Origin of the sequence: Latilactobacillus sakei subsp. sakei DSM 20017 = JCM 1157, from assembly GCF_002370355.1 — a bacterium.
Lineage (GTDB): Bacteria > Bacillota > Bacilli > Lactobacillales > Lactobacillaceae > Latilactobacillus > Latilactobacillus sakei.
Window position 1 is genome coordinate 1,491,268 of sequence record NZ_AP017929.1, and the last position, 15,465, is coordinate 1,506,732.

A 15,465-nucleotide genomic window follows, 5' to 3' on the forward strand; every position below is an offset into this window, starting at 1 on the left:
TATTAAAAACATGGTGTTTCGGAATGCGTTTTAGTAGACTGTTTATAAACACACTTAATTAGTTTCTGGAAGGATTGGTTGCATATGATACTACTAACGGAGATTATTTCCGCAATTATTTTAATTAACGGCCTCTTTGCGGTCATCACGGTCTTACGACAACCGCGCGATATTGCGGCGACTTGGGCGTGGCTACTAGTTTTAATCTTACTGCCTGTCGTCGGCTTTATTTTGTACCTTTTCACAGGGCGTGGGTTATCCCGGAAAAAGATTTTCCAAAGTCAGTCACAAATCAACGATGGGGTTTTGGCCTTAGTTGATATTCAACGTCAAGAAAATCGGCGTAATGAATTATTACCTAAAAAGGTGTTGTCCAGTGAAGCGACTGAAATGGTCAATCTTTTCTTAAACATTAATAACGCACCGGTTTTAAAGGATAATCACGTAACGTTATATACTGACGGGACCGAAAAATTCGCTGCCTTGTTCGCCGATATTAAAAAAGCGACTAAGAGTATTCATATTGAGTACTACACCATTTACAATGATCAAATCGGTAATGAACTACAAGCACTATTGGTTCAAAAAGCCCAGGAAGGTGTCGCAGTAAACGTCTTATACGATGCTTGGGGTTCTCAAGGGGCCACCCAAAAATGGTGGCGGCCACTTGAAGAAGCCGGCGGACATGCCCGGACCTTCTTTAGTTCGAAACATTCAATCACGGATTTTCGTTTGAATTTTAGAGATCACCGTAAAATCGTCGTTTTAGATGGCACAATTGGGTATATCGGCGGTTTTAACGTTGGTGATCAATATCTCGGCCGTAGTGCTAAGTTCGGTAATTGGCGTGATACACACATGCGCATTACCGGGAATGCGGTTTTGGCGCTTCAAGTACGCTTTTTGATGGATTGGAATGCCAGTGTTGAAGAAGCAATTCGTTTAACTTATTCTGAAAGCCACTTCCCGATTGCAGCGGAAGCCAACCGCGGCACGGCAGCGATGCAAATTGTTTCGAGCGGGCCTGATAAATTAGACGAACAAATCAAGTTGGGTTATTTGAAGATGATCAGTTCAGCTAAGAAAAAATTATGGATTCAAACCCCTTATTTGGTACCCGACGATAGTATTATCGATGCGCTCACGACAGCAGCAATGTCTGGTGTCGATGTGCGGATCATGACCCCTAGCATGCCGGATCATCCTTTCATTTATCGGGCCACACAGTATTATAGTCAGTTATTGCATGAAGCCGGTGTTAAGATTTACGCTTATCAAGATGGCTTCTTACACGCCAAAACAGTGGTTATGGACGGTCATATTAGTACGATTGGTTCGGCTAATATGGATATTCGTAGTTTCAAATTGAATTTTGAAGCCAATGCTTTTATTTATGATCCGAAATTAGCACGGCAACTCGAGCAGATTTATTTAGAAGATATCAAAAACGCGGTATTATTAACAGATGAGATGATTGCTCAACAATCTGCGTGGTTACGCTTCAAACAAAAATTTTCACGACTCCTATCGCCAATTTTATAAATCGTTCGGTAAAAAAATGTCCTCCGATTTTTCAAGGGTGGGTCAGAAATTTTAATATTTTTTAGGAACGTTGCTACGGCTGAAACGGTGTCGGTTTCAAATTGTTTACAATCGAATTGGGGATTGACATTATCCTGGATAATGGTAACTTTAAAATAGGAACACTACACAAGTCGAATTTAGAATCATTCGCGAACAGCCACTATAATTAGTGGCTGTTTTACTTTTGACTACCATATCTGGTATTTAAACATTGCATGATTCTTTTTTAAACGGTATACTAAAATTACTAATTAAGTTCCACAAGGAGTTAATCACAATGGCTAACATTACACTATATACGAAGAACGGCTGTCCCCAATGCCGTATGACAAAGCATTTTTTAGAAACACACAACATCACTTTTAGCGAACATAATATTAACGATGAACCCCAATATATTGATTACTTAAAAGAAAAAGGGTTCCAAGCTGTTCCTGTGCTTGAAGCTGACGGTGTTGAAAGTTTCTCCGGTTTTAGACCAGCCGAATTACAAAAATTGGCCTTTTAAGTTTAAGTGCTGTCCTTAAAATAGGCATCTACGAGTGGGACCAACTCCTTGAAGAGTTGGTCTTCACTTTTTTTACACCCAAAATCGGGCATTTTATTAATTTTTTAAGAAAGTGGTGCGCTAATGTCTTTAAAAGAGATTAAAACTGAAAACGTAACTTATTATGAATTGAATAACAAAATCAATATTCCGGTTAACGGTCAAATCCCCCTTCAAAAGGATCAAGAAGCACTAGAAGCCTTTTTAGAACAAAATGTGCAACCCAACATGGTGACTTTTAAATCACTACAAGATCGCTTAGATTACATGGTGGCTGAAAACTATTACGAAGCGGATTTTCTAAAGGCCTACTCAATCGATTTTATGGAACGCTTAAATCAATATTTAATCGATCAAGACTTTCATTTTAAATCTTTCATGGCAGCTTATAAGTTTTATGCGCAATACGCTCTTAAAACAAATGATAACGGCTTTTACTTAGAAGACTTTAAAGACCGGGTCTTCACCAACGCGCTCTATTTTGCGGATGGTGACGAAGCCCTTGCAATGAGTGTTGCTGATGAAATGATCCATCAACGTTACCAACCAGCTACGCCTACCTTCTTAAATGCGGGGCGTTCTCGTCGTGGTGAATTAGTGTCATGTTTCTTATTACAAACAACCGACGATATGAATTCAATTGGCCGGACCATCAACTCTGCCCTTCAATTATCACGAATTGGTGGTGGCGTCGGGATTAGCTTGTCTAACTTGCGTGGTGCTGGTGATCCAATCAAAGGCATCGACGGTGCTGCAAGTGGTGTCTTACCTGTTATGAAATTATTAGAGGATTCATTCTCTTATTCCAACCAATTAGGGCAACGTCAAGGCGCTGGTGTTGTTTATCTGAACGTTTTCCATCCAGACGTCGTGGCTTTCTTGGGCGCTAAAAAAGAAAATGCTGACGAAAAATATCGGTTAAAGACCCTCTCACTCGGCTTAACAGTGCCAGATAAGTACTATGAATTAGTCAAAGAAGACGCTGATATGTATCTCTTCAGCCCATATAGTGTTGAACGTGAATACGGACAACCTTTCTCATACATCGATATTACGGCCGAATATGACAACTTAGTGGCTAACGACGCGATTAAGAAGACGAAAATTAAAGCCCGTGATTTAGAAAATGAAATTAGCAAGCTCCAACAAGAATCAGGTTACCCTTATATTGTGAATATCGATACGGCTAATAAAGCCAACCCAATTGACGGTAAAATTATCATGAGTAACCTTTGTTCTGAAGTCTTGCAGGTGCAAACCCCTTCTCAAATTAACAATCGTCAAGAATATGACGTTTTAGGAACTGATATTAGCTGTAACTTAGGTTCAACTAATATTCCGAACATGATGACCTCTCCTGATTTTGGCCATTCAATTGAAACGATGGTCCGTTCATTAACTTATGTGACTGATCATTCTGATATCGATGTTGTCCCTTCTGTAGCACATGGTAACCAATTAGCCCACACAATCGGCTTAGGCGGCATGGGCTTGCATACCTACTTCGCTAAGAACCAAATGATGTACGGTTCAGAAGAATCAATCGACTTTACAAGCAATTACTTTATGTTATTGAATTACTGGACATTAGTTGCCTCAAACAAGATTGCTAAAGAACGTGGGATTACTTTTGACAACTTTGAAAACAGTAAGTATGCTGATGGTAGTTACTTTGATCAATACCTGAATACTGAATGGGCGCCTAAGACGGCTAAAGTCAAAGGACTATTCGACGGTGTCTTTATCCCGACTCAAGCAGACTGGGCCGCTTTGAAAGAAGCGATTATGCAAGATGGGTTATATCACCAAAACAGACTCGCTGTTGCGCCTAATGGCTCAATTTCATATATTAACGATACTTCAGCTAGTCTCCAACCAATCGTTAATCGCGTTGAAGATCGCCAAGAAAAGAAAATTGGGACAATTTACTATCCAGCACCAGGCCTATCAAATGAAACGATGCCTTTTTATGAATCAGCCTATGACATCGATATGCGTAAAGTAATCGACATCTACGCTGCTGCACAAAAACACGTTGATCAAGGGATGAGTATGACGCTCTTCATGCGTTCAACAATTCCGGCTGGCTTATATGACTGGAAAGACGGTCGCACAGATAAGATGACGACCCGTGATCTTAACATTCTCAGAAACTACGCGCATCATAAAGGCATTAAATCAATCTACTACATCCGCACATATACGGACGACGAAAACGAAGTCGGCGCAAACGCATGTGAAAGCTGCGTAATCTAGAGTGCGTTTGTAGCGCTTAACTTCTGAGTATAGCCTAGTCTGGTGAATGACCAACTTGTTGGTCATTTGACAGACGTAGCTAACCGGAAGAAGCTACCAATTAAACCCCAGCCGTTCCTCAGCTGGTCTACATACCTCAAAGGAGTTCATAGACGATGACAGAAAATTATCATGCAATTAATTGGAATCAAGTTGAAGATCAAATCGATAAAGCGACTTGGGAAAAGCTAACCGAACAATTTTGGTTAGATACACGCATCCCCCTTTCAAATGATTTAGATGACTGGCGGAGTTTACCAGACAATGAAAAATGGATTGTGGGTCATGTTTTTGGCGGCTTAACGTTACTTGATACGTTGCAATCACAAGATGGTATGGCGAGCTTAAAAGCCAATATCAGAACACCGCATGAAGAAGCTGTTTTGAATAACATCCAATTTATGGAATCAGTGCATGCTAAGAGTTATTCATCAATCTTTTCAACGTTAAATACGCCTAATGAAATTGATGAAATTTTTGACTGGACAAATACTAACGAATACCTGCAATACAAAGCCAATAAGATTAACAGTATCTATCAGAATGGCTCACCGCTCCAACAAAAGATTGCCAGTGTTTTCTTAGAAACATTCCTCTTCTATTCTGGTTTCTACACGCCACTCTATTACTTAGGGAACAACAAATTGGCTAACGTTGCTGAAATCATTAAATTAATTATCCGTGATGAATCTGTTCATGGCACTTACATCGGTTATAAATTCCAACTCGGCTTTAACGAATTAGCAAAAGCTGAACAAGAAGAACTTCAAAACTGGATGTACGATTTACTTTACGATCTTTATGCCAATGAAGAAAAATACACTCATGAAGTTTACGATGGCACTGGCTGGACGGAAGAAGTCTTAACTTACCTCCGTTATAACGCCAATAAGGCCCTAATGAACTTAGGACAAGGCGCCCTCTTCCCAGATACAGCCGAAGATGTGAACCCAGTTGTCTTAAACGGGATGTCAACATCAACAGCGAACCATGATTTCTTCTCACAAGTTGGGAATGGTTACCGTCTGGGTAACGTTGAAGCAATGAACGACAGTGATTATGACTTCGATTAATAGTATATCCAACTAAAAAAGCGAGCTTCACTAAGAAATTAGTGAGTCTCGCTTTTTTGATTGCCATTTATTTTTTGAATTGATTTAAGTACCGACTAGCCAATAACTTATGGAATTTAACGCCCAATGTGGGATTAGACGCGTCGATATCAGCGTACATCGCTGTTGTGATTTTTGTCAGTAACGGTACGAGTTGATCTAGTTCTGCTTCAGAAAGTGCGTTCACAAATGGTGGCACTTCTCGACTAGCGGATTCGATTTCCTGGCGACCAGCAGCGGTCAGATTTACTAAATTAACCCGCCGATCACTCGGTAACTTGGTCAAAGTGACCAATTCACGTTTAACAAGTTTCGCAACAAATTCACTGGTAGATTGTGGTGACATGCCTAAACGCGTGGCGAGTTCTCGTTGAGATAAGTGATCTTCATCAGCTAGTGCCAATAAGATTTTCCCCTGACCTTCGACAATCAGATGGGGCCGCGCTTGTTTGACGATATCATCATAGATTTTACTGAGTTGTTCATATTCGGCTAATTTACCAGCAACTAATTCTGCTTTGACGCTGTTTGTCATGTGTCATCTTCTCCTTTGTCTTTCATCCAGTATACACCATTCTAAAATTTGAAAATAGCAATCCTTGACATTTTAGTAAGGGGGCCTTACTATGTTATTTAATCAGGTGACCTGATTAAATATGAGGAGGCGCTAATATGCGTGAGGATAATGTCATTGAAGTCAGAAATGTTCAAAAAAAATTTGGTCAAAAGAAAGTCGTTCAAGATATTTCTTTCAATGTAAAAAAAGGCGAAATATTTGGCCTCTTAGGCCCAAATGGCGCTGGCAAAACGACCCTTTTAAAAATGATGACGACTTTATTACGCCCTGATGAGGGGCAGATTACGCTGAATGGCTTTAATACACTAAGCCAAAGTCGCCAAGCACGCCAACAATTTAGCGTGACGAATCAAACGGCAGCGATTGATCAAGACTTAAGTGCACGTGATAATCTCCGTTTATTTGGACGGTTAAACGGACTTAGCAGTCAAGCCAGCCAGATTCGTGCAGACGAGTTACTGACGGCTTTTGATTTAACGCAATCGGCTAATCAAGCGTTGGCCACTTTTTCCGGTGGCATGCGACGCCGTTTAGACTTAGCAGTCAGTTTAGTGGGTCGTCCGAAGATTTTATTTTTGGATGAACCGACTACCGGTTTAGATCCTAGAACAAGAATTCAAATGTGGCAAGTAATTCAAGCATTGGTGGCCCAAGGATCAACTGTCTTTTTAACCACCCAATATTTAGAGGAAGCAGACCAATTTGCCGATCACATTGCGCTCATTGATCACGGGCGTCTTATCGCTAATGGTACACCTAGTGAATTAAAGCAAAAATTAGGTGGCTTACAACTGTCTTTAGCCGTCACAGAGTTGGCTCAATTACCTCAAGCACGCGCGATTGTTCAGGACGTTTTAAAACAACCAATCAGCGTTAGTGAACAGACATTAGTCAGCCCACTTGGTGGCGACGCTCTTCCAGCGATAATCGTAATATTAAATCAATTACAAATTGCTAAAATTACAGTTAGTCATTTAAAACTTGAGACACCTTCGTTAGATGATGTTTTCCTAAAAATGACGGTTGGTAAAAACTAAGGAGCTCAGATAATGAATACAAATATAATAAAACGTCATACTATACGTGATATTCTCACTTTAACCCACCGTAACTTATTAAAAATGCGCCACAATCCCGATAACGTCAGTGATGTGCTCATCCAACCGATTATCTTTACCCTATTGTTTGGCTATCTATTCGGCGGCGTCATCGCCGGTAGCGTCCACGCCTACTTACCGATGCTGGTTTCTGGTATTTTAGTTCAAAGTATTTTAAATGCAGCTTCTGGTTCTGGCCAACAATTACGGGAAGATATTAATAATGGTATCTTCGACCGTTTTAAAACATTACCGATTTCACCAATAGCACCACTGGCAGGGCAATTAGTAGGTGATATTTTGCGATTAGTGCTTTCTGGCGGAATGGCGATTCTTACAGCGTTGGTAATGGGTTGGCGCCCCACCGTCAATCTGGGGGCACTGATTTGGGCATTACTACTGGCGGTCTTTATCGGCTGGTCAACTTCTTGGATTTTTGCCTTAGTGGGGTTAATGGTCAAAAATGCAGAGCTGATCAGCAGCTTATCGATGATTATTATCCTCGTGTTAACGTTCTTATCGAACGCCTTTATCCCCATCAAAACGCTGCCCCACTTTTTACAGCCAGTCGTTAGGATTAATCCGGTCAGCACAACAATTACCGCTATTCGGACGCTCTTAAATACTGGCAGTTGGAACAATACAGCGACAATGGTCCTCATCAGTGGTGCGCTGATCATTATGCTATTTATGCCACTGACAGTTATCGCGTACCAACGTCGTGACTAATATTGCTAAAATAAAAATAGCGCGCCGCACTTATAAGATAGTGGGACGCGCTATTTTTGTTTAAATTATTTGGTAGTCGATTTGATCAATCTTGATTTTGGGTAATTCATCAATGTTCTTATCCGTAATAATACTAAAAGAGATATCAGCGCGATCATTTTCAGGAAGTGTTTCGTAAATTACAGTCCCATATGCGAGTTTAAATAATTGGGCATGCTTGCCCACCTGTTTTTTGGCGATTGCAAACACATTTGGCTGGCCAAAATACGCATTTGTAACCTGCTCTTTACCGAATTTAAGATAATGTTTCATAGCAGTGGCATCTTTGATAAACCCTTTTGCAGAATTTAAGACTAAATAATCGTTGCCGACACGATAGATATAACCGGAGATTTTCTTTTGATCCGAATGAGTCGCAGTTGTTAATTTCATGGTTCCATGCTTAGGCAAACTAGTCACTTTTTTAGTCCGTATTTTGGGTGATGTGTGTGTTTCAATTGAACGATTGCAACCAACAATAAAAATTATTACGATTGATAGGCATAAAATGAGAGGGAATATTGTTTTTTTCAAAGAGCGGTCTCCAAGGATCATTAGATTTTATTTTTGACGTTTAACCATTAGTATCAGATAGGTGATGATACTTAATCCAATACCGGTTATGATTGTGCGGATCCAAATCGTGTTCGGATTAAAATAGAGGTCTTGAATTTGCATTAAGACACCACCAATAACGAAACTGATAGGAAATATCAGATCTAATTTGCTATTTTTCATGGACTTTACCTCAATCATCGAATTTGATAAATTTTGTAGCGATTATAGGACGGCTCGTTTAAATTGGCCGTGGCAACGATGTCATACAGTGTGTAGTCGCGTGGGATTCCCACTGTGACTGCCCCATAACCAAAATGCTTGTGTGGTTTAAAGTGATTATCGCCAATGAAAATGAAGCCGTCTTCGTCTAGCTTCTGATAAGCAGAATGTGCTAGTGTTTGCGTAGTGGTTTGACTCAAAAACGTTTTGAGCTTATCTTTCGTGTTCAGCTGCTCATTCGGTTGATGCACAATCACGAAGAACGTCTTATGTCGATAATACAACCAATAGGTTTGGACCGTTTTTTTGGTGTAGGTCTGTTGGTTTTGCCGGCTGATACTTTCTGATTGTGAATTGTGCCGCGAGCTTGTTGTTTTTGCTGGAGTTTGCTGACAAGCCGTTAGCATTAACAATACGATTACTAACGTGATTGGCAACAATAATGGTCTCATTTTCATATGAGTCAATCCTTCATAGATTAGTTTACCCCTCTGATTATAACAGTCAACACATTTTTAAACAGTTGCAAATTTTGAAATTTATCGAAAAACGATAAAAATTAATTGCTTATCGATATTAAAATGTTATAATCAAGCTATTAATTCATTCAATGAGGTGTTTGATATGTTAAAAAAATGGCTTTTACGTTTAGCACTTTTAGGAATCGGCGCAGTCTTCTTCCTTTTTAGCTTTTTAGTCACCGTCCAGATTGTGACGGCGTCTAAATTAGACTATCCTTTTGAAATTATCACGTTGGCCCTGGCCGCTTATAGTGTGACGATTTGTGTGTGGGTTGCTTTATATGCGCTGCATCGCATTCTCAATACGATTGAACAACACCAAGTGTTTGCGCCACAAACATTGCGTTATGTATCATCGATTAGAAATGCGGTCTTAATCGCAAGTTTTGCTAGTTTATTGTCACTTCCCTTTTTCTATCGGATTACGCAACTAGAAGATGCGCCGGGCTTGTTATTACTTGGGATTGCGTTCATCTTTATTCCGTTTGCTTTGGCCATTCTGATGCAGATTGTTGAAGACCTATTTAAGAGCGCCATTGCATTGCAGACGGAAAACGACCTCACAGTCTAAGGAGGATTTAAAATGCCAATTCGGGTTAATTTAGACGTCATTCTGGCCCAACGAAAGATGAGTGTCACTGAACTTTCACAAAAAGTTGAGATTACCATTGCCAACCTTTCAAACTTAAAGACGGAAAAGGCAAAAGCGATTCGCTTTTCGACATTAGAACGTCTTTGCCAAGCGCTTGACTGTCAGCCAGGCGACCTATTAGAATATGTAGATGATTAAGAAACCCCGGATAAATGACCATTATCCGGGGTTTTTAGTAACTTCCTTTTTGTTAGTCCCTTTTTTTGAATCTGTAGTATAATGAGAAAGTAGTGAAAATGAAAGGGGTTTTATGCTGATGTATTACGTTGTTATGAAGTCAAATGATATTCGCCGTAACCTGGCCACCGAACAATATTTAATGAATCAAAAGAACTTTGATGAACCATTATTGCTTTTCTATATTGAAAAACCATGTATTATTGTGGGTCGGAATCAAAATACGTATGAAGAAATTAATCAAAAATACGTTGAAGATAATCACATTACGGTGACCCGCCGCTTATCTGGTGGTGGTGGCATTTATCAAGATCTCGGTAACCTCTGTTTTAGCTTCGTTGTCGATGCTGATTCAGAACAATTTGGGGATTTCAAATCCTTTACGCAACCAATCGTCGATGCACTTCACGAAATGGGCGCCACATCAGCTGAAGTCTCTGGCCGTAACGATATGTTAGTCGCTGGTAAGAAATTCTCTGGCAATGCAATGTATACCAAAAATGGCAAAACGTTCTCTCACGGGACCCTTTCATGGAACGTCGATCTAGATGTCCTCACACAAGCGTTGAACGTCCCTGCTGATAAGATTGCTTCTAAAGGCATCAAGTCCATTCGCCAACGGGTAACTAATTTAAAAGACCACGTGAACCCTGAATATCAAAATATGTCGACTGAAGAATTTAGAGATGTCTTACTCTTGAACCTTTTTAATGCCAAGAGCTTACCAGAAATTGCTGATCGTGAATATCAATTAACGGCGGCAGATGAACAAGCCATCGACAAGATTTTCAATGACCTCTATAGTAACTGGGACTGGGTTTATGGCAAGTCACCTAAATCAACAATTCAAAAGCGGAAACACTTTGATTTTGGGACGATTGATGCTCGCTTATTGATCGAAAATGGTAAGATTGCCAACGTTAAATTCTACGGCGATTTCTTTGGTTCAGGTGATGCTAATGATTTAGCAGAAAAATTAGCCGGAACGATTTATGACCGTGAACACTTAGCAGCAGCCCTCGAACCAATTGACACAACACCTTACTTTACAGGCATTCCTAAAACGGAATTAGTAGAATTATTAGCGCAATAAAAAAAGTATGCCGTAACTCGGTTAACCGGAAAGTGTTGGCTGACAGAACACGTTTAGACTATAAAAGTTCAGATAAATAAAAGAGGCTGAGACAAAATTTACTTTTGTCTTAGCCCCTTTTTCTTTTACGCGATGATTTCAGTTGTGATTTCTTCTGGGTTAAAGGCTGCCTGAAGGACGGTTTTAACGGCTTGTTCAATTGCCGCTAATTGGGCTGATGATTGTCCGAAAGCATAAACAACAAGCATCGCTTCTGTCGTTTCAGGGGCAATCATGGCGCGTGTGGAATCCGAAATTGGACTGCCAAACGCACCATGTTGATCGACTAGTGTTGGAAAGTGACTGATATTAATCGCGCCCTTACCAATTCCAGCGTACTCGGCCCCTTCTTCGGCGACTTGATAACTGATTGGGCCGTCAATTTTGGCCAAATCGTAACTGCCAATCGGTAGTTGTAGTTTCAAAGAGAGATAATTATTCACGTCAACTAACGCATTAATTTGATAAAGCCCCTGCCCTTTAACGACGCGGCGTAATAAACTATCCGAAGATGGCCGATGACGTGCTGCATCAAGACCGACTGCTTTGTACGCTTTTTTCGTCGCGATGATGTTAGGCAACTCGCGAATTTGTTCGAGTGTTAAATCGGCTTCGATCTCATTGAGTAATGGTGATAAAGTCGTGTCCCAAAATGCAGTATCTTTTTTAGAATTAGTAAATCCAAATGTTGCGGTTACCAATTGTGCTTGCTCTAAGTTTGCTTGTTTAGTGATTGTCATGTGTAAATCCTCCAATTTGTGTTAAATGCACGGAATTAGTGGACTGTTGGGACATCACATTCAAAAAGTGGGGCTAAAAACATAAGACAACCTCCCTGATTAGTAGATTAGCTATAAGTATAGCAAATCTGTGTCAAAAAATAAATATATCCATGTGTTTAGAAATGACGTTGTTTAAAGCACCAATTACCAAGCCATAGAAAGAATAGTACATAACTAAGGGTTCCAAGTAATAATTGACCTGTCGTTAGTTGTGTCAACTTGTGGTAAACGGGATAATTTGCGTATTGGAACGTCAGATTTAACATATTGAGTGGATTCCATTTGAGCCAACTACCGAATTGTGGGTGCTCATGAAGTAATATGCTTGAGAGTGACTGTCCCATGAATACGATTGTGATACTCGTCGTGATGACCACGGCGTTATTCGTCAGCAAACAGGACAGTAAGAATAAGAATCCAATCAGCATGAGCGACATCCCGAGATCAATTGTGGCGGTCATGATGGTGTTCATGAGTAAACTTTGGTGATACAGATAATGTGTTAACCAATTTGCGTGCCCCCCAATCGCCAGTGTGTTGAACAAGATTGTGAGCCCTAATGCGAATAGATGCAATGCAATATTGTAGCCAAAGAGAACAACGAATTTAGCTAAATAAATGGTCCGCCGATTTGGTGTTTTGTAAAGTAGCGTTAAGATGGTATGATGCTGAAATTCCATTGAGAAAAGCGTCGCACCAACGATAATCAACACGAGTAAAATCCACTGACTCGACCCAAAATTGGCCATCACCAACCAATAAGAATCGTCGAAGGTTATAGGCATCAGGAGCATTAAACCCACGATAATCGCAGGTGCGAACCACGTTAATTTTTTGTGCAACAGTTTGTAATATTCTTGAGATAGTGCCGCTTGCATATGAATCGCCCCTTTCTAAACTCGTTTGTGTTTGAAGCGCCAATAACCAATTGCTAGGAAAAAGCCACTATAGCCGATAATCCCCGCGAGTAGTTGCGAATTACTTAAATAAGTGTCTTTTTGATAGCTTGGATCTGGTAGTTGCGCCATCAAGTTGAGCATATTTAACGGTTGCCACTTCAGGATATTGACTAATATCGGACTACTAGAGCCGATTGTGAGACTGGCAATTCCTTGCCCGGTAAAAATTAGAATCAGACCAAGGCAAATGACTACCGTATTCACTGGGAAAAGACACGATAGTAGTAAAATAATTGTCAACAGCAAGATTCCGACTAAGCATGTGCCTGCCATCCCGACAACCAAGTGACTGAATAGCCGCTCACTTTGCCAACTCAGTTGTGAGGCAAGAGTCGTTTTTAGCAGAACTGTGAATAACAAACTAAGTGTGGTAAGCACACCAGTGTAGAGAGTGAGAATCAACAACTTAGCGAGATAAATTGACCACCGATAAGTGTGACGATACAAAAGCGTTCGGATTGTAGTGTGTTGGTCTTCCATAATCATAAAATTAGCACCGATAATAACGATGATCATCAACAACCACTGTGGTGTCTTGAATCCCGTAATGATCGCGGTGCGAGTAACGGGAACTGAAATGGCCATGATGAACATTAAGCTTAGGAGCGCTAGAATTCCCATTAGTGGCCCTTTTTGGTGGCGAAATTTATACCATTCTTGGCTTAAGCTAGTTTGCATGTTCATCGCCACCCTTTTCGTGGAGTAATTGGACAATTCGTTGTTCGAAGCTAATTTGTTCAGGAATCAATGCTTTGAATTGAATCTGCTGGTCGAAGCACAAGGTTTGCGCCGTGTAGAGCACCGTTTGAGAAATGTTTAGATAGCCAGCATCCTGCTCAAACGGAATTTGATGGTCAGTTAATAAAGTCAGAGTTTGCGCCATATCAGTGGTTTGAAGGCGATAACGTTGTGCGGTTACTTGATTAAACGTTGCGATTGGTTGGTTCAGGCGCACTTGCCCGTTATTAATGATAATCACATCGGTAACGACTTTTTCGAGTTCACTGAGAATGTGACTCGCAATTAAAAAGGCCGTTCCCTGTTGCGCATATTGTTGAATGATTTGCCGAACCAAAATGGTTGCGTCGATATCTAAGCCATTCATTGGCTCATCCAAGATGACTAATTGGGGGTGATTTAATAAAGCAAGTGCAATTCCGAGCTTTTGTTTCATCCCGAGTGAATAGCCTTTAGCTTTACGGTTGATATAAGGTGTCATTTCGAGTTGGGTGACAATCGCTTGCAGGTCCGCTTCATCTTGGGCATATAACGCGAGATTTTGATAGCCCATTAGAAACGGATAAAGTGCGGGATGTTCGATCAACGCTCCAACAGACTTTAAACCCGTATGATTGGTTTCGGTCACGGATTGATTATCAATTGTGACTGTCCCGGAAAATGGCATCAGTCCCAGAATTGTTTTCATAATGGTTGTTTTACCAGCACCATTGGGACCGATTAAGCCGACGATGGCACCGGGTTGCACTTCGAGTGAAACAGCGTTAATAATTTGGCGGTGTTTAATCCAAACATTGATATCGGTTATTTTAAGCATCAGTTTCCTCCTAATTTTAGACAAAAAAAGCCCCTAGTAATACACATCAAAATTGATTAATGATTACTAAGGGCAATTCAATAAAATTTAAAACATGGCGCGCCTAGAATTGCGTGTTGCAAAATAGATGTAGCCAAGGATGATTATCAAGGTAATCATTGTGATTAGGCTGCAATCCGCACCATATTCCCCACCTGTCATTAAACGGTTGGGTTGGTTGAGTAAGTACTGAATCGGCCAGTCATTGCTAGTGTGAACACGGATTGGAATGACTGATGTTAAGACATTATAGCCAGCATGTAAAACAATACCGGCCCATAATGTTTGATACCATCTTGAAGTCAACCAGAATAATGCTCCTGCCAGCGTACCAGCGATGATTAGTTGAACGGCACTCCAGAAATCAAGGACGCCGTTGAGCAGATGGGTTAGACCAAATAGTAGTGACGAGCCGATTAAACCGATCCGTGCGCCATATGCCTTAGTTAGACGTTGACTAATCAAGCCGCGGAAAATATATTCTTCGACAATTGGCGCGGCAATTCCAGCTAAGAGTAAAGTGGCTAACAGATTCAATGTGACATTCAGATGATTGATTGTTGGCCAAACAATTCGTCCAGGGACAACCAAGAAGAATGTTAAATCAATCAACAGAACCCAAATTACTGGCCAGATGAAAAATTGTGGTTTGAGGTTTGGTCGCCAAGTGAATAAAGCAACTGTTTCATGAAAGTAGTGTCGGTTTAACCAGTTGATTAAGCCGTAAAAGACTAATAAATATAGCACTGGTGAATACACCGTTTGAATGATTCTAAAGGTGGGATGACTGGCCCAGCTAGGTAAACTAAACCCGGCAATTAATTGAGTTACTAGAATGACTGCTAAAGCAATCACAACCTCACTACTGACCTTTAATAAACGCCGCATGTG

Annotated in this window: 17 protein-coding genes; 9 read left to right on the forward strand and 8 right to left on the reverse strand. The window is 40.5% G+C overall.

Annotated features, from left to right (window positions below):
• Nucleotides 1-84 precede the first annotated feature (84 nt).
• The 4 genes from cls (at nt 85) to nrdF (ending at nt 5,499) form a co-directional block, all read left to right on the forward strand.
• Nucleotides 85-1,542, forward strand: a complete 1,458-nt coding sequence (cls, locus tag LEUCM_RS07445) for a cardiolipin synthase (protein WP_016265104.1) — start codon at nt 85-87, stop codon at nt 1,540-1,542.
• A gap of 319 nt (nt 1,543-1,861) precedes the next feature.
• Nucleotides 1,862-2,092, forward strand: a complete 231-nt coding sequence (nrdH, locus tag LEUCM_RS07450) for a glutaredoxin-like protein NrdH (protein WP_011374644.1) — start codon at nt 1,862-1,864, stop codon at nt 2,090-2,092.
• Between the two features lie 123 nt (nt 2,093-2,215).
• On the forward strand, nt 2,216-4,387 hold the full coding sequence (nrdE, locus tag LEUCM_RS07455; RefSeq protein ID WP_016265103.1) for a class 1b ribonucleoside-diphosphate reductase subunit alpha: 2,172 nt from the start codon (nt 2,216-2,218) through the stop codon (nt 4,385-4,387).
• Nucleotides 4,388-4,542: 155 nt separating this feature from the next.
• Nucleotides 4,543-5,499: a class 1b ribonucleoside-diphosphate reductase subunit beta gene (gene nrdF, locus LEUCM_RS07460; protein WP_011374642.1), complete on the forward strand. Its 957-nt coding sequence runs from the start codon at nt 4,543-4,545 to the stop codon at nt 5,497-5,499.
• Nucleotides 5,500-5,566: 67 nt separating this feature from the next.
• Here nrdF and LEUCM_RS07465 read toward each other — a convergent pair whose 3' ends face one another.
• Nucleotides 5,567-6,073 (reverse strand): MarR family winged helix-turn-helix transcriptional regulator, encoded by a 507-nt coding sequence (locus LEUCM_RS07465; protein WP_016265102.1) that lies wholly within the window; start codon nt 6,071-6,073, stop codon nt 5,567-5,569.
• A 137-nt stretch (nt 6,074-6,210) separates the two neighbouring features.
• On the opposite strand from LEUCM_RS07465, the gene LEUCM_RS07470 reads away from it, so the two are divergent.
• Both LEUCM_RS07470 and LEUCM_RS07475 read left to right on the forward strand, forming a co-directional pair.
• Nucleotides 6,211-7,152, forward strand: a complete 942-nt coding sequence (locus LEUCM_RS07470) for a daunorubicin resistance protein DrrA family ABC transporter ATP-binding protein (protein WP_016265101.1) — start codon at nt 6,211-6,213, stop codon at nt 7,150-7,152.
• 12 nt (nt 7,153-7,164) lie between these two features.
• Nucleotides 7,165-7,941, forward strand: a complete 777-nt coding sequence (locus LEUCM_RS07475; protein ID WP_016265100.1) for an ABC transporter permease — start codon at nt 7,165-7,167, stop codon at nt 7,939-7,941.
• Nucleotides 7,942-8,001: 60 nt separating this feature from the next.
• On the opposite strand, the gene LEUCM_RS07480 is transcribed toward LEUCM_RS07475, so the two are convergent.
• Both LEUCM_RS07480 and LEUCM_RS07485 read right to left on the reverse strand, forming a co-directional pair.
• Nucleotides 8,002-8,514 (reverse strand): hypothetical protein, encoded by a 513-nt coding sequence (locus LEUCM_RS07480; protein ID WP_129584164.1) that lies wholly within the window; start codon nt 8,512-8,514, stop codon nt 8,002-8,004.
• Nucleotides 8,515-8,732: 218 nt separating this feature from the next.
• Nucleotides 8,733-9,215, reverse strand: a complete 483-nt coding sequence (locus LEUCM_RS07485; RefSeq protein ID WP_016265098.1) for a hypothetical protein — start codon at nt 9,213-9,215, stop codon at nt 8,733-8,735.
• Nucleotides 9,216-9,381: 166 nt separating this feature from the next.
• Between LEUCM_RS07485 and LEUCM_RS07490 the strand changes: the two genes are divergently transcribed.
• The 3 genes from LEUCM_RS07490 (at nt 9,382) to lplA (ending at nt 11,200) form a co-directional block, all read left to right on the forward strand.
• Complete coding sequence (locus LEUCM_RS07490; protein ID WP_016265097.1) at nt 9,382-9,849, forward strand: DUF2975 domain-containing protein; 468 nt, start codon at nt 9,382-9,384, stop codon at nt 9,847-9,849.
• Nucleotides 9,850-9,861: 12 nt separating this feature from the next.
• Nucleotides 9,862-10,068 (forward strand): helix-turn-helix domain-containing protein, encoded by a 207-nt coding sequence (locus LEUCM_RS07495; RefSeq protein WP_016265096.1) that lies wholly within the window; start codon nt 9,862-9,864, stop codon nt 10,066-10,068.
• A gap of 118 nt (nt 10,069-10,186) precedes the next feature.
• Complete coding sequence (gene lplA / locus LEUCM_RS07500) at nt 10,187-11,200, forward strand: lipoate--protein ligase (protein ID WP_016265095.1); 1,014 nt, start codon at nt 10,187-10,189, stop codon at nt 11,198-11,200.
• Between the two features lie 125 nt (nt 11,201-11,325).
• On the opposite strand, the gene LEUCM_RS07505 is transcribed toward lplA, so the two are convergent.
• From LEUCM_RS07505 to LEUCM_RS07525, 5 genes are all read right to left on the reverse strand, one after another.
• A complete protein-coding gene (locus LEUCM_RS07505; RefSeq protein ID WP_016265094.1) occupies nt 11,326-11,979 on the reverse strand; it encodes a B3/B4 domain-containing protein in 654 nt (217 codons plus the stop codon).
• A gap of 158 nt (nt 11,980-12,137) precedes the next feature.
• The gene (locus LEUCM_RS07510; RefSeq protein WP_016265093.1) at nt 12,138-12,899 is read right to left on the reverse strand and encodes an ABC transporter permease; all 762 of its coding nucleotides are present in this window, start codon (nt 12,897-12,899) and stop codon (nt 12,138-12,140) included.
• Between the two features lie 15 nt (nt 12,900-12,914).
• On the reverse strand, nt 12,915-13,658 hold the full coding sequence (locus LEUCM_RS07515; protein WP_025015786.1) for an ABC transporter permease: 744 nt from the start codon (nt 13,656-13,658) through the stop codon (nt 12,915-12,917).
• Nucleotides 13,648-14,535 carry an ABC transporter ATP-binding protein gene (locus tag LEUCM_RS07520; RefSeq protein WP_025015787.1) on the reverse strand — a complete coding sequence of 296 codons (888 nt, stop codon included), beginning with the start codon at nt 14,533-14,535 and terminating at the stop codon, nt 13,648-13,650. The genes LEUCM_RS07515 and LEUCM_RS07520 overlap by 11 nt, the downstream gene beginning before the upstream one ends.
• Nucleotides 14,536-14,622: 87 nt before the next feature.
• Nucleotides 14,623-15,462, reverse strand: coding sequence for a CPBP family intramembrane glutamic endopeptidase (locus LEUCM_RS07525; RefSeq protein ID WP_025015788.1), 840 nt, complete (start codon nt 15,460-15,462; stop codon nt 14,623-14,625).
• Between the last annotated feature and the right edge of the window lie 3 nt (nt 15,463-15,465).